This is a genomic window from Pseudomonas sp. NPDC086581 (assembly GCF_044746165.1).
Taxonomy (GTDB): domain Bacteria; phylum Pseudomonadota; class Gammaproteobacteria; order Pseudomonadales; family Pseudomonadaceae; genus Pseudomonas.
Map to the genome: position 1 here is coordinate 193,716 of NZ_JBIVBR010000003.1, position 18,679 is coordinate 212,394.

The 18,679-nt window shown below is 63.1% G+C and carries 16 protein-coding genes; 2 read left to right on the forward strand and 14 right to left on the reverse strand.

Going from position 1 to position 18,679, the window contains the following annotated elements; translation table 11 throughout:
- The 12 genes from fliG to ACIPK7_RS08510 form a co-directional block, all read right to left on the reverse strand.
- A complete protein-coding gene (gene fliG, locus ACIPK7_RS08455) occupies positions 1–1,017 on the reverse strand; it encodes a flagellar motor switch protein FliG (RefSeq protein WP_138520520.1) in 1,017 nt (338 codons plus the stop codon).
- Positions 1,010–2,803 (reverse strand): flagellar basal-body MS-ring/collar protein FliF, encoded by a 1,794-nt coding sequence (fliF, locus tag ACIPK7_RS08460; protein WP_401087120.1) that lies wholly within the window; start codon positions 2,801–2,803, stop codon positions 1,010–1,012. The genes fliG and fliF overlap by 8 nt, the downstream gene beginning before the upstream one ends.
- 19 nt (positions 2,804–2,822) lie before the next feature.
- A complete protein-coding gene (gene fliE / locus ACIPK7_RS08465; protein WP_138215092.1) occupies positions 2,823–3,152 on the reverse strand; it encodes a flagellar hook-basal body complex protein FliE in 330 nt (109 codons plus the stop codon).
- A 574-nt stretch (positions 3,153–3,726) separates the two neighbouring features.
- Positions 3,727–4,065, reverse strand: coding sequence for an endonuclease domain-containing protein (locus ACIPK7_RS08470; RefSeq protein WP_401087123.1), 339 nt, complete (start codon positions 4,063–4,065; stop codon positions 3,727–3,729).
- A gap of 155 nt (positions 4,066–4,220) precedes the next feature.
- A complete protein-coding gene (gene fleR, locus ACIPK7_RS08475; RefSeq protein ID WP_401087125.1) occupies positions 4,221–5,633 on the reverse strand; it encodes a sigma-54-dependent response regulator transcription factor FleR in 1,413 nt (470 codons plus the stop codon).
- Positions 5,634–5,638: 5 nt separating this feature from the next.
- Positions 5,639–6,868 (reverse strand): sensor histidine kinase, encoded by a 1,230-nt coding sequence (locus ACIPK7_RS08480; RefSeq protein WP_401087127.1) that lies wholly within the window; start codon positions 6,866–6,868, stop codon positions 5,639–5,641.
- 122 nt (positions 6,869–6,990) lie between these two features.
- Positions 6,991–8,466 carry a sigma-54 dependent transcriptional regulator gene (locus ACIPK7_RS08485; protein WP_401087129.1) on the reverse strand — a complete coding sequence of 492 codons (1,476 nt, stop codon included), beginning with the start codon at positions 8,464–8,466 and terminating at the stop codon, positions 6,991–6,993.
- A gap of 269 nt (positions 8,467–8,735) precedes the next feature.
- A complete protein-coding gene (fliT, locus tag ACIPK7_RS08490; RefSeq protein WP_045212118.1) occupies positions 8,736–9,032 on the reverse strand; it encodes a flagellar protein FliT in 297 nt (98 codons plus the stop codon).
- A gap of 26 nt (positions 9,033–9,058) precedes the next feature.
- A complete protein-coding gene (gene fliS / locus ACIPK7_RS08495; RefSeq protein ID WP_192431932.1) occupies positions 9,059–9,439 on the reverse strand; it encodes a flagellar export chaperone FliS in 381 nt (126 codons plus the stop codon).
- 140 nt (positions 9,440–9,579) lie between these two features.
- Entirely contained in the window at positions 9,580–10,986 is a 1,407-nt protein-coding gene (gene fliD / locus ACIPK7_RS08500) for a flagellar filament capping protein FliD (RefSeq protein ID WP_401087131.1), read from the reverse strand.
- 96 nt (positions 10,987–11,082) lie between these two features.
- On the reverse strand, positions 11,083–11,421 hold the full coding sequence (locus tag ACIPK7_RS08505) for a flagellar protein FlaG (RefSeq protein WP_401087133.1): 339 nt from the start codon (positions 11,419–11,421) through the stop codon (positions 11,083–11,085).
- Positions 11,422–11,499: 78 nt separating this feature from the next.
- Entirely contained in the window at positions 11,500–12,645 is a 1,146-nt protein-coding gene (locus ACIPK7_RS08510) for a flagellin (RefSeq protein WP_024764928.1), read from the reverse strand.
- 209 nt (positions 12,646–12,854) lie between these two features.
- On the opposite strand from ACIPK7_RS08510, the gene ACIPK7_RS08515 reads away from it, so the two are divergent.
- Both ACIPK7_RS08515 and ACIPK7_RS08520 read left to right on the forward strand, forming a co-directional pair.
- Entirely contained in the window at positions 12,855–14,492 is a 1,638-nt protein-coding gene (locus ACIPK7_RS08515) for a hypothetical protein (RefSeq protein WP_401087135.1), read from the forward strand.
- A 91-nt stretch (positions 14,493–14,583) separates the two neighbouring features.
- Positions 14,584–16,170: a methyltransferase domain-containing protein gene (locus tag ACIPK7_RS08520; RefSeq protein WP_192431928.1), complete on the forward strand. Its 1,587-nt coding sequence runs from the start codon at positions 14,584–14,586 to the stop codon at positions 16,168–16,170.
- 206 nt (positions 16,171–16,376) lie between these two features.
- Here ACIPK7_RS08520 and ACIPK7_RS08525 read toward each other — a convergent pair whose 3' ends face one another.
- Together ACIPK7_RS08525 and ACIPK7_RS08530 are read right to left on the reverse strand one after the other, a co-directional pair.
- On the reverse strand, positions 16,377–17,027 hold the full coding sequence (locus ACIPK7_RS08525; protein WP_192431927.1) for a hypothetical protein: 651 nt from the start codon (positions 17,025–17,027) through the stop codon (positions 16,377–16,379).
- Positions 17,028–17,077: 50 nt separating this feature from the next.
- Complete coding sequence (locus ACIPK7_RS08530; RefSeq protein ID WP_225614805.1) at positions 17,078–18,673, reverse strand: flagellar hook-associated protein 3; 1,596 nt, start codon at positions 18,671–18,673, stop codon at positions 17,078–17,080.
- Positions 18,674–18,679: the final 6 nt, after the last annotated feature.

The window sequence follows — 18,679 nt, forward strand, 5'->3', positions numbered from 1 at the left end:
TCAGATCATCTCCTCGCCGCCCTTGCCACCCAGCACGATTTCGCCGGACTCGGCCATACGGCGGGCGATGGTGAGGATTTCCTTCTGCGCGCCTTCCACTTCGCTGACGCGCACCGGGCCCTTGGCCTCCAGGTCGTCGCGCAGCAGTTCGGCGGCACGCTTGGACATGTTGCGGAAGATCTTTTCGCGGATCGCTTCGTCCGAGCCCTTGAGGGCCAGCACCAGCACGTCCGAGGAAACCTCCCGCAGCAGCGCCTGGATGCCACGGTCGTCGACGTCGGCCAGGTTGTCGAAGACGAACATCAGGTCTTCGATCTGGCCCGACAGGTCCTCGTCGACTTCGCGGATGGCGTCCATCAGCGAGCCTTCGACCGAGCTGTCGAGGTAGTTCATGATGTCCGCCGCGCGCTTCACGCCGCCCATGGTGGTACGGGTGGAGTTGGCGTTGCCGGCGAACTGCTTCTCCAGGATCAGGTTCAGTTCCTTGAGCGCGGACGGCTGCACGGTGTTGAGCGAAGACACGCGCAGGATGATGTCCAGGCGCACCTTGTGGTCGAAGTGGCTGAGCACTTCGCCGGCCTGGTCCGGGTCGAGGTAGGCGACCACGATGGCCTGGATCTGCGGGTGCTCGTAGCGGATCACGTCGGCCACCGCGCGCGGCTCCATCCACTTCAGGCTGTCCAGGCCGCTGGTGTTGCCGCCCAGCAGGATACGGTCGATGAGGTTGTTCGCCTTGTCCTCGCCCAGGGCCTGGGTGAGCATCTTGCGGATGTAGCTGTCGGCGCCGACGCCCAGGCTGGTCTGGTCGCCGACGATCTCGACGAACTCGCCCATCACCTGCTCGACCTGCTCGCGGTGCACGTTGCGCATCTGCGCCATGGCCACGCCGACCTTCTGCACTTCCTTCGGGCCCATGTGGCGCAGCACCTGCGCGGCATCGGTCTCACCCAGGGAGAGCAGGAGGATGGCAGCCTTGTCGACCTTGTTCAGTTTGGCGCTCATGCGGGCTTCACTCATCGGAATTGATCCAGTCCTTCACTACCTGGGCAACGCGCCCCGGGTCCTGGGCGACCAGTGACTTGATCGCGTTCAATTGTGCATCGTAACCCTCGGACGGGCTGGGCAGCAGGATGCTGGCCGGGCCACCGAGGCTCACGCGGTCTTCGGACAACTCGCCCTCCAGACCGCCCAACTCGCCCAGGCCACCTTCGCCTGCTGCGCCACCGGCCACCAGGGCCTTGCTCTTGTTGCCCGACAGGTTGTTCAGCACCGGCCGCAGCACGCCCAGCACCAGCACCAGGATGAAGACGATGCCCAGCACCTGCTTGACCACGTCCCAGAACCAGGGCTGCGAGTAGAACGGCGGCGACGCAATTTCATCGCCCAGTTCCGGGGCGAACGGTGCGTTGATCACACTGACACTGTCGCCACGGCTGGCGTCATAGCCTACCGCGTCCTGCACCAGGCGGGTGAAGCGCGCCAGTTCGTCGGCGGTCCAGGGCTGGTGGCTGACTTCGCCGGTTTTGGGATCGGCGATCATGCGGTCATCCAGCACTACCGCGACGGAAAGCCGGCGCAGGCGACCCTGCTGCTGCTTGGTGTAGCTCACCGAGCGATCCAGCTCATAGTTGCGTGTGTTCTGCTGACGCTTGTCGGTCGGGTACGGCGCGAGCTCCGGCTTGCCGGTCTTCGGATCGATGATCGGCTGGCCGTTGGCGTCCTTCAGCGGCTGGCCCGGTGCGACGAAGTCCGCCGGCTTGTTCTGCGCAGTAGTCTGCGGTGCGCTGGCCGGGCCCGGAGGCTGGTTCGACAGCGCACCCGGCACGCCCTGCGGGCCGTTGCTGTTCTGGCGTTCCTCGTTGTTGCTCTGCTCGCTGCGCAGGGCCGGCTGGTCCGGATTGAACGACTCCGAGGTGGATTCCACCGCGCTGAAATCGACGTCGGCGGAAACCTCGGCCTTGTAACGGCCGTTGCCCAGCACCGGCGCCAGGATGCTGTGCACACGCTGGGTGAAGTTGGTTTCCATGCGCCGGGTGAAATCGAACTGCTTGCCGGCCATGGTCAGCTCGGAAAGCTCCTGCTGGTCGGACAGCAGGTTGCCCTTCTGGTCGACCACGGTGACCTGGGATTTATCCAGTTCCGGCACGCTGGTGGCGACCAGGTTGACGATCGCAAGCACCTGGCTCGGCTCCAGGGTGCGGCCCGGGTACAGCTCGACCAGCACGGAGGCGCTGGGCTTGCGGTCGTCACGGACGAATACCGAGCTCTTGGGGATCGCCAGGTGCACGCGGGCGGCCTTGACGTTGTTCAGGCTGGAGACGGTGCGCGCCAGCTCGCCTTCCAGGCCGCGACGGTAATTGGTCGCTTCCATGAACTGGCTGGTGCCCAGCGCCTGCTCCTTGTCGAGGATCTCGAAGCCGACGTTGTTGTCGGTCGGCGCCAGACCTGCGCCAGCAACTTTCATGCGCGCGCGGCCCAGGTCATCGGCCTTCACCAGCAGCGCGCCGGAGTTGGGTTCGATCTTGTAGCCGATGTCGGCAGCGGTCAGCGCCTCGACCACCTTGTTGGCATCGACGCCGTTGAGGCTGCCATAGAGCGGCTTGTAGTCAGGCTGCTGCGACCACAGGACCATGCCGAAGCCGATGGCGATGCTCGCGGCGAGACCAACCAGCAGGCCGACCTGGCGCAGTACCGGCATGTCCGCGAGGTTCTCGAGGAAAGTCAGGCCGAGCAGCGGCTTTTTCGGCGCGTCGGCGCCGACCTTGGCCGGAACCTGACTGTCAACAACGGAGGCTTGGGACATTACCTACGATCCTCGCCGCTCAAACCGGCATCTGCATGATGTCCTGGTACGCCTGCACGAGCTTGTTGCGTACCTGGGTCATCGCCTGGAAAGAAACACTGGCCTTCTGGGAAGCGATCATCACCTGCGTGAGATCGACACCGCTCTGCCCCATCTCGAAAGCGTTCGCCATGTCGGAGGCGACCTGTTGGGTACCGTTCACCTTGTCCACGGCCTGCCCGAGCATCTGCGAGAAGCTTGGCGCCCCTGGCTCGGCCGGTGCGGCCTGCGTCTTCGCCTTGGCCATGGCCTCCATTTGCATGGAGCGCATTTCCAGCAGCAGACGATTGAACTCGATACCCTGACTCATCACTTACCCCTCCGACTGGCCGCGGTTTTTTGACACTGCGCGGCGCTTTGCAGAGGTGATTGCAACTTGGGTGCCAGGTTCTCGGAACGTAGGAAAAATGCGGAAGACAGCTCTGGAGTGGGGATTTCGGGCCTTCTGATCCGGCGCTTCTGACTGAGCGCCTGGCGTGGGAGGAAAAGCCCCTCACCCCAACCCTCTCCCAGAGGGAGAGGGGGCAGATCGGAGTGCCTGGCAAATATGGCAATCAGCCGAGAACTACAGAACTAGAGCCCTGGAACACCGGCGCAAGCGACAGCCCCTCACCCCAGCCCTATCCCAGAGGGAGAGGGGGCAGATCGGAGTGCCTGGCAAATATGGCAATCAGCCGAGAACTACAGAACTAGAGCCCTGGAGCATCGGCGCAAGCGACAGCCCCTCACCCCAGCCCCTCTCCCAGAGGGAGAGGCGGCAGATCGGCGTGGGCGAGGAGATCGGCGGTCAGCCGGGCACGCTATCGCAACAGAAAAAACGCCAGACATCCAGCAGGCAGAGGACAGCCCCCTCTCCCTCCGGGAGAGGGCTGGGGTGAGGGCAATCAGCCTGCGCCGGTCTCGACCATCAACCGCAGCGCCTCCAACACAACGTCAGTCCGCAGCAGAACGTCATGGTTCCAGAATCGAACCACCCGAACCCCCTGCCCCACCAGCCAGGCATCACGCTCAGCGTCACGAGCAGACTCCAGATGCTGTCCACCATCAAGCTCCACCGCCAACTGCAACTCGTGGCAGTAGAAATCCAACACGTAAATACCGCACGGCACCTGACGCCGAAACTTCAAACCGAGGAATCTGCGATCCCGCAGATCCCCCCACAACCAGGACTCAGCGTCGGTTTGCCGTCGCCGCAACTGCCGCGCGAACTCCACCTCATCCACGGGTCTCTCCTCCTGTCGATCAATCTGGAAGAAAGCTCAGCGATTCTCTTGAGGAGTGCAGCCGGGCGCGGCGTCAACATGCCAGCGAAAAAGCCGAGTCCAACCAAGAAAAGGCCCGCACGAATGCGGGCCAAGAGGGGTTGTCTGTCAGTGGCTCAACTGGCGTAGAGGTAAGCCTCCACATCCATCCCGGCGTCACGCATCTGCGCAAGCTTGTAACGCAGGGTGCGCGGGCTGATGCCCAGGCGCTCGGCGGCCTCCTTGCGGCGGCCGCGCTCGCTGCGCAGGGTGTCGATGATCATCTGGAACTCGCGGCGCTTGAGGTCTTCACCCAGTTGCCCGGCTTCGGCGGCAGGCGACGGAATTTCGACGCTGGCCGGAACCGCAGGGGCAATGGACGCCGGAACAGCTGCCAGCACCGGGCGCGGAGCCAGGCCGATGGGCGCGGTCAGGCACAGGTCGGCGGCCTGCACCTGGCCGCCCTGCTGCAGGATCAGCGAGCGCTGGATGGCGTTATCCAGCTCTCGCACATTTCCCGGCCAGGGATGCGCCAGCAAAGCGGCGCGGGCGTCGTCGGCCAGGGTTACCGGGGAGTGATTCATCTTACGCGCATACTTGGCCAGCAGGCGTTCGGCCAGCGGCAGGATATCGGCGGGACGTTCGCGCAGCGGGCGCCAAGCCAGCGGGAATACCGACAGGCGATAGTAGAGGTCTTCGCGGAAACGCCCGGCAGCCACTTCACCCAGCAGGTCGCGGTTGGTGGTGGCGAGCACACGGATGTCGAGGCTGATCGGCTTGCGCGCACCGACGCGCTCCACTTCACGCTCCTGCAGCACGCGGAGCAGCTTGGCCTGCAGCGCCAGCGGCATCTCCGAGATTTCGTCGAGCAGGATGGTGCCGCCGTCGGCCAATTCGAACTTGCCCGGCTGGGCAGCGATGGCGCCGGTGAAGGCGCCCTTCTCGTGGCCGAACAAGGTGGCCTCGAGCATGTTGTCCGGAATCGCCGCGCAGTTGATCGCGACGAAGGGTTTGCCGGCACGCGGCGATTGCTGATGGATGTACTGCGCCAGGACTTCCTTGCCGGTACCGGACTCGCCGGAAATCAGCACGGTGGAATCGCTGCGCGCGACACGGGCCGCCAGCTCCAGCAATTGCTGGCTGGCCGGTTCCAGCGCCACCGGGCCTTCGCCAACGCTGCTGGGAACGGCACCCAGCGCATGGCGGGCGACCAGCTCCAGCAGCGCCCGCGGCTCGAACGGTTTGACCAGGTAATCCGCCGCCCCCTGGCGCATGGCGTCCACAGCGCGGTCAACGGCGCCGTAGGCCGTCATCAGCAGGACCGGCAGTTGCGGGTAGCGCTTGCGGATCAGGCCAAGCAGTTGATGCCCGTCCATGCCCGGCATGTTCACATCGCTGATCACCAGGCTGAAGCTGTCCTTCTCCAGCGCCGGGAGAGCGGCCTCGGCACAATCGACGGCGACGAAGTCGTGCCCACCGAGCGACAGGGTATCGGAGAGGGCTTCACGAAGGGCGCGGTCGTCTTCGACCAGCAGGACTTTGGCGGCCATGGAATTCACTCCTCGTGGACGACGGGTTGAGCCAGGATCAGCGGCAGAATCAGGGTGGCGCAAGTACCAACACCGGGGCGCGAGCGCAGGCGCAGCTCGCCCTGGTGGGCCTTGGCGACGGCTTTGACCACGGCCAGGCCGAGGCCGGTGCCGGTGGTCTTGGTGGTGAAGAACGGCTCGCCCAGGCGTGCCAGGGTTTCCGCGCTCATGCCCGGGCCGTTGTCGCTGATGGACAGGCGCAGGCTGTTGTCTCGCTGGTACAGGTGCACCTTCAGGCGTACATCGCGGCCGGCGGCCTGGATGGCGTTCTCCACCAGGTTGAGCACGGTGCCGACCAGAGTGTCGCGGTTGCACAACAGCTCGCCGGCGCGGGCGTCGCACTGCCAGCGCAGGTTCAGGCCGGTCACATGGGATTCAGCCGCAGCGCGCAGGCTGCTGAACAACTGATTGGGCGTGAGGCGATCCGGCAATGGCAGCTCGCCGCGGGCGAACACCAGCATGTCGCGCACTTGGCTTTCCAGCTCATGCAGGCGCTCCTTGATACGACCGGCAAAACGCTGCTGCTGCTCGACCGGCAGTTCGCCTTCGTTCAGGTGACCGGCATAGAGCATGGCCGCGGACAGCGGGGTACGAATCTGGTGAGCCAGGGAAGCGACCATGCGCCCGAGGGCGGAGAGGCGTTCGTGGCGGGCAAGCTGGTCCTGCAGGCGACGGGTTTCCGTCAGGTCATTGAGCAGGATGAGCTGGCCGGGTTCGCCGTTCAGCGGGCGGATGGCGATGGAGACACGGCGGCCATCGCGTAGGGAAACTTCGTGGCCGTCGTCGGCACGCGGGGCGAAGCTGCGGGCAATGACTTCACGCCAGAGCATGCCCACCAGCGGTTTCCCGAGTAGCGCGACCGCCACCGGATTGGCGTCGCGGACCACGCCCTGGCCGTCGATCATGATCACGCCACCGGGCAGTACGTCGAGCAGGCTCTGCAGGCGATTGGCCTGGCGCTCCTTCTCCGCCAGTTCCTGCATGCGCTGCGCGCTGACCAGGGCCAGTTCGCCCTTCAGCTCGGTGACGCGGGCTTCCAGCAGGCTGTAGGACTGGTTGAGCTGGCTCGACATTTGGCTGAACAGCTCGAAAGTCTGTTCCAGATGAGCGCGGCTCTGCTGCTCCACCGGCACCTGCAATTGTTCTGCTGGCAGTGTGGGAGCAAGTTCAGTCTGGCGATTGGTGGCGGGCATCATGCGGGTTTTCCTCATCCGTCCGACGGCGTGAATCTGTCGGTCGGATGAGTCTTAGCAAACCCCGTGCCTAAAATTTACTCGTTGTATATCAATGACTTGAAAAAACGAGTACGGCGAAGGCGTCAATCCTCCGCCATTTCCTCTTCGCGGCGGCTCATGCCGTACTTGCGCATTTTCTCCACCAGGGTGGTTCGGCGGATGCGCAGGCGTTCGGCCGCACGGGCGACTACACCGCTGGCGTCGTCCAGCGCCTGCTGGATCAACCCCTGCTCGAGGTTGGCGAGGTAATCCTTCAGGTCGATACCCTCGGCCGGCAGCATGGCAGGCGAGTCGAGGCCCGGCAGCCCGGCGGTGATCGCCGCGCGCTCTTCCAGTTCCTCGCGCAGGCTGGTCGCCAGTTGCTCGTCCTCGTCGTCGACGTGACGGAATTTCTTCGGCAACTCGCCGACGCCGATCACGCCATAGGGATGCATGATTGCCAGGCGCTCGACGAGATTCGCCAGTTCGCGCACGTTGCCCGGCCAGTCATGGCGGCAGAGCGACATGATGGCGGCGGAGTTGAAGCGGATCGAACCGCGCTTTTCGTGTTCCATGCGCGAGATGAGTTCGTTCATCAGCAGCGGGATGTCCTCGACGCGCTCGCGCAGTGGGGCCATCTCGATGGGGAAGACGTTGAGGCGGTAGTACAGGTCTTCGCGGAAGCTGCCTTCCTCGATCATTTTCTCGAGGTTCTTGTGGGTCGCGGCGATGATGCGCACGTCCACGTTCTGCGTCTTGTTGCTGCCCACGCGCTCGAAGGTGCGCTCCTGCAGCACGCGCAGGAGCTTGACCTGCATCGGCAGCGGCATGTCACCGATCTCGTCGAGGAACAGGGTGCCGCCGTTCGCCAGTTCGAAGCGCCCTGCCCGGCTGGTGATGGCGCCGGTGAAGGCGCCCTTCTCGTGGCCGAACAGTTCGCTTTCCAGCAGCTCCGCCGGGATCGCACCGCAGTTGACCGGAACGAAGGGCGCATCGCGGCGCTTGGAGTGATAGTGCAGGTTGCGCGCAACCACTTCCTTGCCGGTGCCGGACTCGCCAAGGATCAGCACGCTGGCGTCGGTGTCGGCGACCTGCTGCATCATCTGCCGCACCTGTTGGATGGCACGGCTGGTGCCCACCAGGCTGCGGAACAGGTTCGGCTCGCGCTGACGGCCGCGCTCGCGAGCCTGGTCGTACATCTCGCGGTAGACCTGGGCGCGGTGCAGGGAGTCGAGCAGCTTGTTGTAGCTGGGCGGCATTTCGAGACTGGCCAGCACGCGGCGGCGCAACTCCTCGGGCCACTCGTTGGGCACCGGCTCGCCCATCAGCAGGACCGGCAAGTACTCGTCCCAGGAGGCGATCTGCTTGAGCAGCTCCAGCGCCCCACCCTTGCTCTCCACGGCGCCGACCAATACGCAGAGTACATCGCGGCTGCCATTGGGCAGCGGGTCGACGACCTGGCGCCAGTCACGGCTGCTGCTGGACAGTTGGTCTTCACCCAGGAAGCTGATGATCACCGAAAGGTCCCGGCAACGGTCCTGATTGTCATCGATCACGAGGATTTTCGTTTCGCGCCACATCTTAGCTTGTCATCCCGGGCTTGAAGGCCGTACTACGGCGGCTGACACGACCTGGCCACAGCACAATTTCCTCGTGCTAGCCAGCATTTGGCCACTAGTTAAGTCAAAATTGTGGCTCGAGTCAAATTTATGGCGTGTTTTTTTTGGTGCAGCCCGACGAAGGGTGTTGATCCCTGTCATGGCAATTGAAATGGAGCGTAGTTCGAAGCGGAGGCGGCGGCCACCGGCACCTGGCCGATCACCGCCGAAAGAGAGCCGATCCGGACGGATCAGCCAAACATCTGGTAAACCTTGGCACCCTGGTGCGAACGGTTGACGCGGACGATCTCGGTCGCCACTTCTTCACGCTGGCGGGTAACCGCCTGGACCAGCTCGCGGTACAGCGCCAGCAGCCCTTCGAGGCTGCGCTTGAGGTCGCTGTCATCGTCCATCGGCTCGACCATGGCGGCGTCGACATGCTCACGACACTGGAGGTCGAGTTGAGCAACAGCTTCCCAGTCTTCCTGGGCCAGCGCCGCGCCCAGTGCAAGGCGGGTCTGTTCGATCTGCTGGACGGCGAGAGTCATGTTCGGTATCTCCTGGCGGGTCGCGATCACGGAGCGATGGCGTCCCAACCTTCCTTGATAGTGCGCAGCAGGCCGGATACTTCGTCGAGAGTTTCGACTTCGTTGCTGCGGTTGGCGTCGCCCAGGCGACGACTCATGTAGTCGTACAGGTTGGCATAGTTTTCCGCCACCTCACCACCGGCTTCGAAGTTCAGCGCTTCGCGCAGGCCAGCAATGATGGCCGTGGCCTTGGCGATCAGCATGCCCTTCTGGGCGAACTGCTCGCGTTCCATCGAACCGCGAGCCTGTGCGATGCGGCTCAGGCCGCCTTCCATCAGCATCTGGATCAGACGGTGGGGAGAGGCGTCGTGCACCTGCGACTGGTTGTTCACGTTCTGGTACTGGCGCAGCGCTGCCGAAGCGTTCATCTGATTTCCCCTTGATTCGCTGAACGATCAAATCGTCGATATTCAAAGTATCGGCGCAAGCGGGAAAAGCTTTAGGCAAAAATCAGCACTGGCGTACGGCTGCACAACGGCGTCGCAGAGCGGCACGCGCGGCCAAGGAATCAGCTGTCAGAACTGCTGGTCTTGTTCAGCGCGTTGAGGGTGGTCAGTACGCTGGAGCGGGTAGCCTTGAGCTGAGCGACGAGGGTGTCCATGGCGGTGTACTTGGCCATGAGCGTTTCGGTGAGCTTGGTCATCCGGTTGTCCAGCTTGATCTGCTGGTCAGCCAGATCGCTCAGGGTGCCGTTGAGCGCAGACGTGCGCTGATCAAGCAGACCGTTGGTCTGGGTGTAGATATCCAGGCTTTTGCTCATGCGAGAGAGCAGCCCGCCATCACCGGAGAAAAAGCCCTGGACCGAGGCGAAGTTCTTTTCCAGCGCCTTGTCCAGCTTGTCGCTGTCGACCTGCAGGGTGCCGTCGTTCTTGGTGGAAATCCCCAGCTGCGATAGCAGCTTGATGCTGCCGCCATTGCTGGAACCGCCCACAAGTTGACTATGCAGCCCACTGAGCAGGTTGCGGGTCATCGAATCACTGGCCAGGGCAGCCGCGGTGGTGGTCGGGTTGCCGCTGGAGTCGGTGGTATTGGTGACCTTGGTCAGCGAGTTGATGCTAGTGATCAACGCGTTATAGGCATCGACGAACGATTGCACTGACGTCTTCAGGCCATCGGTGTTGGTATCGACAGTCAGCGTCGACTTGCCCTCTGCCACCAGACTCAGTTCGACGCCACTGATGGCGCTGGAGATCTTGTTCACCGAGCTGCTCATTTCCAGCCCGTCGATGGTGTAGCTGGCGTTCAACGCGGGTTTGTCGATGTAGCCACCTGCAGTGGCGCTGGCCTTGGTGTTTGCCCCATCGATAGCCAATACACCAAGGCTGCTGTCGCCGGAGGTGGTGACACTGATATCGCTGCCGGCTCCGGTCACGCTCGAGCCCAAGACCAGGCGCGGCCCCGTGGAGTCGGTGATGATGTTTGCAGTGAAACCGCTGTCCTTGAGTTGGCTGTTAATGCTGTCGCGGATATCCGCCAGGCTGGCACCAGCCTTCACGCTGACGTTGTAGGTACTGCTGCCCTGCTTGATGGTCAGGCTGCCGGCACCGAAGGAGGCGGATTTATCAACGTACTGCGTGGCGACCTTGGAGCTGGTAGCCAGGTTCTTGACTTCGATGCTGTAGGTGCCGGCCGAAGCGCCAGTACCCAGCGAGGCAGTAAGCGCATCGGCATTGGAGCTCTTGACGGCGAGGCCAGCGAAAGCGTTGGAATCGGAGGCGTTGAGCTTGCTCAATGCGGTCTGGAAGGTGGACAAGGCGCTCTTCAGTGAGCCGATACCCGAGAGCGTGGTATTGGTCGCGGTCTTCTGTGTGCTGATCTGGTTGGATTTCGGCGCCTTCTGCGCGTTCACCAGAGCAGTCACGATGGAGTCGATGTCGTACCCCGACCCAACACCGTTGATTGAAGTCCCGGCCATTTGCCTACCCTCCTGTCCAAATTTCTGGCGGCTCTCAGTTCGCCGCCTGCGTTTGGTAACCCTTCATACAAGAATCACGCCAACAATCAATACAGATCAGGCGCGTTCGCTGAATAGCAGATTACCCGCTTCCTTCAGGCTTTCTGCCAACTTGAGCGCAACTTCCGAAGGAATCTGGCGTATGACCTCGCCAGTATCGGACGCCACGACCTTCACGACGGTTTCGCCGCTGGCATCGTCCACTGAAAACTCCAGGTTGCGTTGCACCGACTGGGCCTGTTCGCGCAGCCGGCTGACGGCTTCGTTCAGGCTGCGAGCCTTGCTGGCCGGCGATTCCTTGGCGCTCTGCGGCAAGCTGTTGCCGCTGACCGGCTTGCTGCCTGCGGCGGCGCTGTCGACCGGACGCGAGTTGTTGATTCCGAGGCTGGTATCCATCAGGTATTACCCTCCGAATGCAAAACAAGGAAGGGCGCCGGGCGCCCTTCCTTTCCGTTTTTGCCTTGCGGCAACCCCTTACTGGAGCAGCTTCAGGACAGCGGAAGGCAGCTGGTTGGCCTGGGCCAGTACCGCGGTGGCGGCCTGTTGCAGGGTCTGCTGCTTGGTCATCTCCGCGGTTTCTGCGGCGAAGTCCACGTCCTGGATGGTGCTGCGTGCAGCGGTGGCGTTCTCGGACACGTTCTGCAGGTTCGAGATGGTGCTGTCCAGACGGTTCTGGATGGCACCCAGCGAGGAACGCTGGCTGTCGATCTGCTTCAGGGCGGCGTCGATCACCTGGGTAGCCGATTGGGCGCCTTTGGCGGTCGCGATGTCCAGCGCCTGGATGGTGGAGTTGGAGGTGACCACAGCGTGCGCACTGCCGGCGCCGGTGCCCACACCTGCGGTGAAGTCCTTGCCGGAAGTCAGCGAGATGGAGGTGGTGGTGCCGCCGCTGCCAGCCGCGCCGGCCACTGCCGCTACGCCGCTGATGTTGGTGTTGATCGCCGAGACGATGTCGTTGGCGCTGGCGCCCTTGGCGTAGCTGACCTGGGTACCGTTGACGGTGATCGAGCCAGCGGTAGCTGCAACGCCACCCGTGCCGGAAAGCACGGTGGACAGGTCCAGGCTGGCGGAAGCCAGTTGCGAGGAGCCTTTCAGCGCGGTGGCACTCATGTCGCTCAGGGTGAAGCTGACGGTTTCGTTGGCGTTGGCGCCGACCTGGAAGGTCAGGGTGCCGTTGGTGCCGGCGGTGCCGTCGAGCAGCTTGATACCGGAAGTACCGCCACCGAAGGTGGTGGTCTTGGAAATACGGGTCAGTTCAGCGGTCAGCGACTTGAACTCCTGGTTCAGCGAGGTCTGGTCTTCGCTGCTGTTGGAGCCGTTGGCGGACTGCAGGGACAGTTCACGCATACGCTGCAGGATGTTGGTGGACTCTTGCAGAGCACCTTCGGCAGCCTGGGCGATGGAGTTGGCGTCCTGGGCGTTCTTCACGGCTACGTTCAGGCCGTTGACCTGACTGGTCAGACGGTTGGAAATCTGCGAGCCGGCGGCGTCGTCCTTGGCGCTGTTGATACGCAGGCCGGTGGACAGACGGGTCATCGAAGTGTTCAGGTTGTTGGCGGCCTTGGTCAGGTTCTTTTGAACCGACAGCGAGGCGATGTTGGTGTTGACGGTAAGAGCCATGACGAATTCCTCGTGTTAGGGCTAAGTGGCCTCCCTGCCCGATTGATTCGAAATGGCGTGGAGAACCTTCGTTAGGGTTATCGTCCCAAGTCGGATGGGCTTTAACTTTTTTTTCGAATTTTCTTCAGATGGGTCTGTAGGGCACGGCTGGCCTCGTTCTTGCAAAGCCCCCTCGCACGCGCCAAAGCTCCGTCACACGCAGGCCCTACATGTCCCAACACAAGCTTCAATCCGAGATTCAGCGCCTGAGCCAGGCACTGCAGATTGCCGAAGATCGTGAAGATCGCGGCGAGCAGATCCGCTTATATGAAGCTCTAGCGACGCTGGCGCCGAACACGCCGATGGTTCACGCCAAGATCGCCCGCCTGCACCTCGAACTGCAGGACCCGCAATCGGCGGAGCCCTGGGCCGAGCGCGCGCTGGATATGACCACCGATCCCAAGGTCGATGAAGAGCTGCTCGACACGATGCGAACTCATCGGCTGTTCATCAAGAACCTTGAGCGCGCCGAGCGCTGGTACCAGGCCTCGCCGAGCCTGCCGCGCATGGCGCTGTATGGCGCCGCACTGAGCCTGCGCAAGCGCTTCGATGAAGCCGAGGCTCTTTATACGAAAGCGCTGGAGAAACCACTGGAGCCCTGGCAACAGAGCAGCCTCCTCGGTCTGCTGGGCACGCTGTACTTCGAGTGCGGCCGCTACCATGACAGCGTCGCCTGCCACCAGCTGACGGTGGAACTGACCCCCAACTACTATTACGGCCCGTTCAACCTCGCCCTGTCCCTGGAACAGGTTGGCCGGTATCAGGAGGCCTATCGCCTCTATGAACAGATGCTGCAGAAAGCGCCGGAGCATTCGGGCACGCACAACAACCTGTCGCTGCTGCAACTGCGCTTCAAGCAGTTCGACGTGGCGTGGGTCAACTACGAAGCACGCTGGAAGACTTCGCTGAAGGAACACCACCAGGAGTTCAACACGCCGCGCTGGCGTGGCGAGCCGCTGGAGGGCAAGACGCTGCTGGTCTGGGCCGAACAGGGCATCGGCGATCATGTGATGTTCGCCAGCATGCTGTCAGACCTGCTCAAGCTGGGCGGCCAGGTGCATGTCGAGACCTACGATCGCCTCTACCCGCTGCTGCACCGCAGCCTGCCAGGCCTTTCCATCATCCAGCGCGAAAGCACCGGCCAGGTTCACAACGGCCAGCGCATGATGCATCGCCAAACCTGGCCGCGCAGCGATTATCAGATTCCCATGGGCAGCCTGGGCGCGTTCCTGCGCCCTACCCTGGCCTCCTTCGCCGGTCCGCGCGCCTTCCTCAAGGCTGACCCGCAGCAGGTGCAGGCCAAGCGCGCCGAGTACCAGCAACTGTTCCCCGGCAAACGCCTGGTGGGCATTTCCTGGCGCGGCGGCACCGACACCGCCAACGACATGCAGAGCCGTCGCATCGAGATGCAGGAGCTGGCGCAACTGGCGAAGCTGGAGAACGTGCAGCTCATCAACCTGCAGTACGGCAATACCGCGCCCGAGCGCGCCGAGGCCGAAAGCCTGGGCCTGCACATTCACCACGACGCGAACGTTGATCCGCTCAAGGATATGGACTCCCAGGCTGCGCAACTCTGCGCGCTGGACGCCGTACTGAGCATCGACAACACCACCGTCCACCTGGCCGGCGCGCTGGGCGTGCCGACCTTCGTGCTGCTCCAGCTCAACCCGAACTGGCGCTGGGCTGTCGATGACGCGACCAGCTACTGGTACCCGTCCGTACAACTGATCCGCAACCGCGAGCTGGGCCGCTGGGGTGAAGCCCTGGACCAGGCGGTGCAACGCATGCAAGGCAGCGGCGTGATATGAGCGCTATCGCCGCAACGACTTATCAACCGGCCCGTTCGCGCGGCGCCTGTCAATCCTGATCGCCAGCGACTCCGCTTGGAGGAGAACCACCGTGTCCCAACCTTTTGAAGCCCGCACTGCCCAGGCCCAGCAACTGCTCCAGAGCGGCCAGCGCGAAGCCGCCGTCACCGCCTTGCGCGAGCTGCATGGCGAGCGTCCCGACGACCTGCCGGTGCGCCTGAGCCTGGCCATCGCCTTGGGTGAGCTGGGCAAGCACAACGACGAAGCCCTGGAACACCTGCTGCACATCCAACGCAGCGTGCCGGACAACGCTGCGGTGAACAGCCTGCTCGGCCGCCTGCTGGTTCGCCTGCATCGCTACGACGAAGCCCACCCGTACCTGCACCTGGCCGTGCAGTTGGACGCGGAAGACTTCGAAGCGCGCAACACCCTGGCGACCCTGGCGCTGTTCCAGGGCCACCTGGAAGAGGCCTACCACTGGCTGGCCAGCCTCTCCACTTACGAGAAGCGCGCCGACACCGCCGACCTGCTCGCTCAGCTGGAAATGCTCCAGGGCATGCGCCAGGCCGAGGCCAGCAGCTTCTTCGGCAAGGCCCGTGTCTTCGCTCGCTCGAGCAACGCCGCCACCGCCGGCGGCCCGCCCGGCGCCAAGGCAATCATGGAGCAGAACCCTGGCCAGCGTGACGACCTGCTGGCAGTCACCGGCTGGCAGCGTATCGAGTCCGGCACCCTGAACCTGCAGGCGCTGTTCGATCCGAAGGAACTGGTGCAGAAGATCGCCCCGCTGTTCTTCGAGTCCGGCAATGGCATCGTTTACCCCGCGCCGTACGAGCACGTGCCCTACATCCGCATGGGCTATTTCTACTACCAAGGCTTCCTGCAGTTCGAAGGCCGCCACGCGCCGGTGCTGATCCGCCGTGCTGCCGTGCCGTCCTCGCCGGATGTGCTGGAAGTCTGGGCCGAGCACAACCTGCGCGAACAACTGAACCTGGTGGATGGCAACGATGTGCTCTGCTACCTGCGCAGCCCGGAGGCTGCGCCGGAAGACAGCCAATGGCGCGACTGCAAGCTGGATGTGCATGAGAACTTCTTCTCTCAGTCCCAGGTATTCGGTGCCAACAAGGAGCTGTACCAGGGTCACGAAGGCTGGGACCTGCCCGGTGCGCGCCCGACGCTGTTCCGCATGGAGCGCTATGCGCTGGAAAAATGGCTCTCGCCCACCGACCGCGTGCTGGACATCGGCTGCAACATCGGCTGCTTCGGTATCGAAGTGGCACAGAAAGTCGGCAGCTACCTCGGCTTCGACAACAACGACTCGCTGATCCGCATTGCCGAGCGCCTGGCGCAATACCATAGGGTGAAGAACTGCGAATTCCGCACCTGCACTTACGAAGACCTGCGCGCCAGCGAACCGGATCTGTTCGACGTGATCTTCTCCTTCGCCGTGCATGTGTGGATCGGCAAGCCGATGCCCGACTATGTTGCCGACCTGAAAAACCTGCTCAAGCCTGGCGGCATCGTGGTCATCGAGAGCAACGACCTGAAGATGAACGACACCAAGTTCTTCGCCAACGTGCGGCACTTCTACGAGCAGGGCTTCTTCCTGCTGTACCAGGGCCAACTGCTGGACGACAAGGTCCACCACCGTGGCTTCTGCGTGTTCAAGCGACTGGACTGACAGATCGCAGCAACAACAAAGCCCGGCCAATGCCGGGCTTTTTCTTTGGCTTTTCGTAGGAGCGAGCTTGCTCGCGAACAAGTTTCACTGCAAATCCGGGTTCGCGAGCAAGCTCGCTCCTACAGGATTGCCCCCCCGCAAACTGTTCCCCGCCGGGAAGAAAAAGCCTCCGCAAGGGAGGCTTTCTCTTGTCGATCAGAAACCCATCAGTTGGCGATGACGAACGTCTCGCTGGCCTGCCAGCCGTTGCCGCTCCATTGCGGGAAGCCGGTGGCCTGGCGCCATGCAGTGGAGCAGATCAGGCAAGTGGTCACGTTGGGGAATTCAGGCGTGATGCAATCGACCATGCCCTTCCACCACAGCGGCTGGCGCACCGTGATGTGGGCATTCTCGCCGTTGGGCAGCAGCGCCTGCGCCGGATAGCAGGCGACGTTGAGGATTACCAGCCGGTCTGCACACGAATAGATGTCACGCAGAACCTTGGGCACGTCGGCGACGAAGATGTGTTCGAGCACGTCGAAGGACACCACGCAGTCGACTTTCCGACGCTCATCGATACCGCGCGCCGGCTCGTAGCGGTAGGCCGATTCGAGATTGAAGTACTGCACCGCCGACTGGCCGTTGTCGTCAAAGCCGGGCATGTTCCAGTCCGAACCGCCGCAGCCGTAGTCCAGCACGTTGCGAATGGCATGGTTCTGCAGGATCTCGCGGATCTGCGGGCGGAATGGGCGCAACTCGAAGTCGCTGAAAGCCACCTCGACGTGCTGCTCATCGCTGCGGTCGTAGCCTTCGCGGGCCATCTGCCCGTACATCTCGATCAACTGGCGGCCTTTGGAACTGAAGTCGATATCGCCCATATGCGTGTCTTCCGAAATGAGTGCCCGCCGTTACCGGCGGGCTGGATGAATCAGAGTTTGTTGAACAGGCTGAGCTGGCTGATCCGCGCGAACGCGGCCTGAGCCGCTTCGAGCATGGTCTGCTGCAGGACCAGCTGAGAAGTCGCGGCGGCCATGTCGGTGTCACGGATCGACGACTGCGTGGTGGTATTGGTCAGCGCCAGGCTCTGGTTTTCCTGGGTGAGCACATCGATGGTGTTGAGTCGCGCGCCAATCGACGACTGGGTCGCAAGCACTTGGTCGCTTGCCTTGTCCAGGTTGGTGAGTGCGGTGGCCACCATGTTGCGGATGTTCAGCTGCGCCTGCGGGTTGCCTGCGGTGGAGGTATTCAGTGCGTTGCGCAGGTCGCCGATGGTGTTGAGGATGTTCTGCCGCTCCGGCGAGCTGGCGGTGACGCTGAACTGGTCGCCGGCAGCCGGTGCCGCGCTGATGCTCATGTCGACGCCGGCCACGGTCACGGTTTGCGGGAAGGTCGCGCCGAGGGTGCCGGTGGACAGCGGCGAAGCGCCTTGGCTGGTGGGTAGCGCATAAACTTCGTAGGCGGTGGCACTGGTGAACTTGAGCTGCACGCCACTGCTGGGGAACTGCGTGGTATAGGCCGTGCTGTTGCTCACCGAGGCCGAGGTGATCTGCGCCGTCGAGGTGTTGGTGGCGCTGCGCTTGACCGACATGCTTTCCGCCGCCGCGCCGAAGCTGAAGCTGTAGCCGCCTACCAGGGTGTCCATGGTGCTGGCGTCATCGGTCTTCTGCAGCGAGACATCCAGCTGGAACTGCGCGCCACGGAAGTTGATGGCGTTGCTGTCGGTGGACGTGGCGTCGTACACGCCGTTGGTGGTGGCTTCACTGGTAACGTCGTTGCCGTTCTTGTCGAGGATCTGGTACTGCGTCCCATTGAGTACGTTCAGCGTGTACGGCGCACCATTGCGGAAGCTGGCGTTGTAGTTGCTGTCGTTGGTGACGTTGCCCTGGGACAGGAAGGCGCGCTGGATGCCGTCAGCGTTGGGATTGCTCGCCAGCGAGCTGGCGGTCCGGCTGGCGTTGGCCGCCATCTCGAAGATGCTCCAGCCGTTGTCGTTGGTCGACATCGTCAGGTTGTCGGATATCTGCAGCTTGAGGGAACTCTGGTCGCCCTGGTAGCTGAAGCTGCCGTCGGCGTTCTGCACGAAGGGCTGCACGGTGCTTTTGCTGCCGGAGAACAGGTAGTTGCCGCTGGCGTCCTTGCTGTTCATCAGGGTCAGCAGTTGATTCTGGATCTCGCCCAGTTCATCGCTGATGGCGCCGCGGTCCTCGTCAGTCATCGAACCGTCGCCAGCGCGCAGCGTCAGTTCGCGCGCACGCTGCAGGGCGGTGGTGATGGAGTCGAGGACGCTCTGCTCCTGGTTCAGGCTGTTGGTCGCGGACGTCATGTTGCCGCTGTACTGGGTCAGCAGCGCCTGCTGCTGTTCCAGTTGCAGCAGGCGCGCAGCTCCGACAGGGTCGTCGGCAGGGGTCTGGATTCGCGTGCCGCTGGATATCTGCTCCTGCAGCTTGGAGAGACTGGCGTAGCCGCGGTTGTAGTTGTCGATGTTCGAGTTGAAGATCTGCGGGGTGGAAATTCGCACAACCATTTCAGC

What these genes read in the sequence shown, in the direction of transcription:
- fliG (WP_138520520.1), bottom strand. Translation starts at nt 1,017, where the DNA reads ATGAGTGAAGCCCGCATGAGCGCCAAACTGAACAAGGTCGACAAGGCT.
- fliF (WP_401087120.1), bottom strand. Translation starts at nt 2,803, where the DNA reads ATGTCCCAAGCCTCCGTTGTTGACAGTCAGGTTCCGGCCAAGGTCGGC.
- fliE (WP_138215092.1), bottom strand. Translation starts at nt 3,152, where the DNA reads ATGAGTCAGGGTATCGAGTTCAATCGTCTGCTGCTGGAAATGCGCTCC.
- fleR (WP_401087125.1), bottom strand. Translation starts at nt 5,633, where the DNA reads ATGGCCGCCAAAGTCCTGCTGGTCGAAGACGACCGCGCCCTTCGTGAA.
- ACIPK7_RS08480 (WP_401087127.1), bottom strand. Translation starts at nt 6,868, where the DNA reads ATGATGCCCGCCACCAATCGCCAGACTGAACTTGCTCCCACACTGCCA.
- ACIPK7_RS08485 (WP_401087129.1), bottom strand. Translation starts at nt 8,466, where the DNA reads ATGTGGCGCGAAACGAAAATCCTCGTGATCGATGACAATCAGGACCGT.
- fliT (WP_045212118.1), bottom strand. Translation starts at nt 9,032, where the DNA reads ATGACTCTCGCCGTCCAGCAGATCGAACAGACCCGCCTTGCACTGGGC.
- fliS (WP_192431932.1), bottom strand. Translation starts at nt 9,439, where the DNA reads ATGAACGCTTCGGCAGCGCTGCGCCAGTACCAGAACGTGAACAACCAG.
- fliD (WP_401087131.1), bottom strand. Translation starts at nt 10,986, where the DNA reads ATGGCCGGGACTTCAATCAACGGTGTTGGGTCGGGGTACGACATCGAC.
- ACIPK7_RS08505 (WP_401087133.1), bottom strand. Translation starts at nt 11,421, where the DNA reads ATGGATACCAGCCTCGGAATCAACAACTCGCGTCCGGTCGACAGCGCC.
- ACIPK7_RS08510 (WP_024764928.1), bottom strand. Translation starts at nt 12,645, where the DNA reads ATGGCTCTTACCGTCAACACCAACATCGCCTCGCTGTCGGTTCAAAAG.
- ACIPK7_RS08515 (WP_401087135.1), top strand. Translation starts at nt 12,855, where the DNA reads ATGTCCCAACACAAGCTTCAATCCGAGATTCAGCGCCTGAGCCAGGCA.
- ACIPK7_RS08525 (WP_192431927.1), bottom strand. Translation starts at nt 17,027, where the DNA reads ATGGGCGATATCGACTTCAGTTCCAAAGGCCGCCAGTTGATCGAGATG.
- ACIPK7_RS08530 (WP_225614805.1), bottom strand. Translation starts at nt 18,673, where the DNA reads ATGGTTGTGCGAATTTCCACCCCGCAGATCTTCAACTCGAACATCGAC.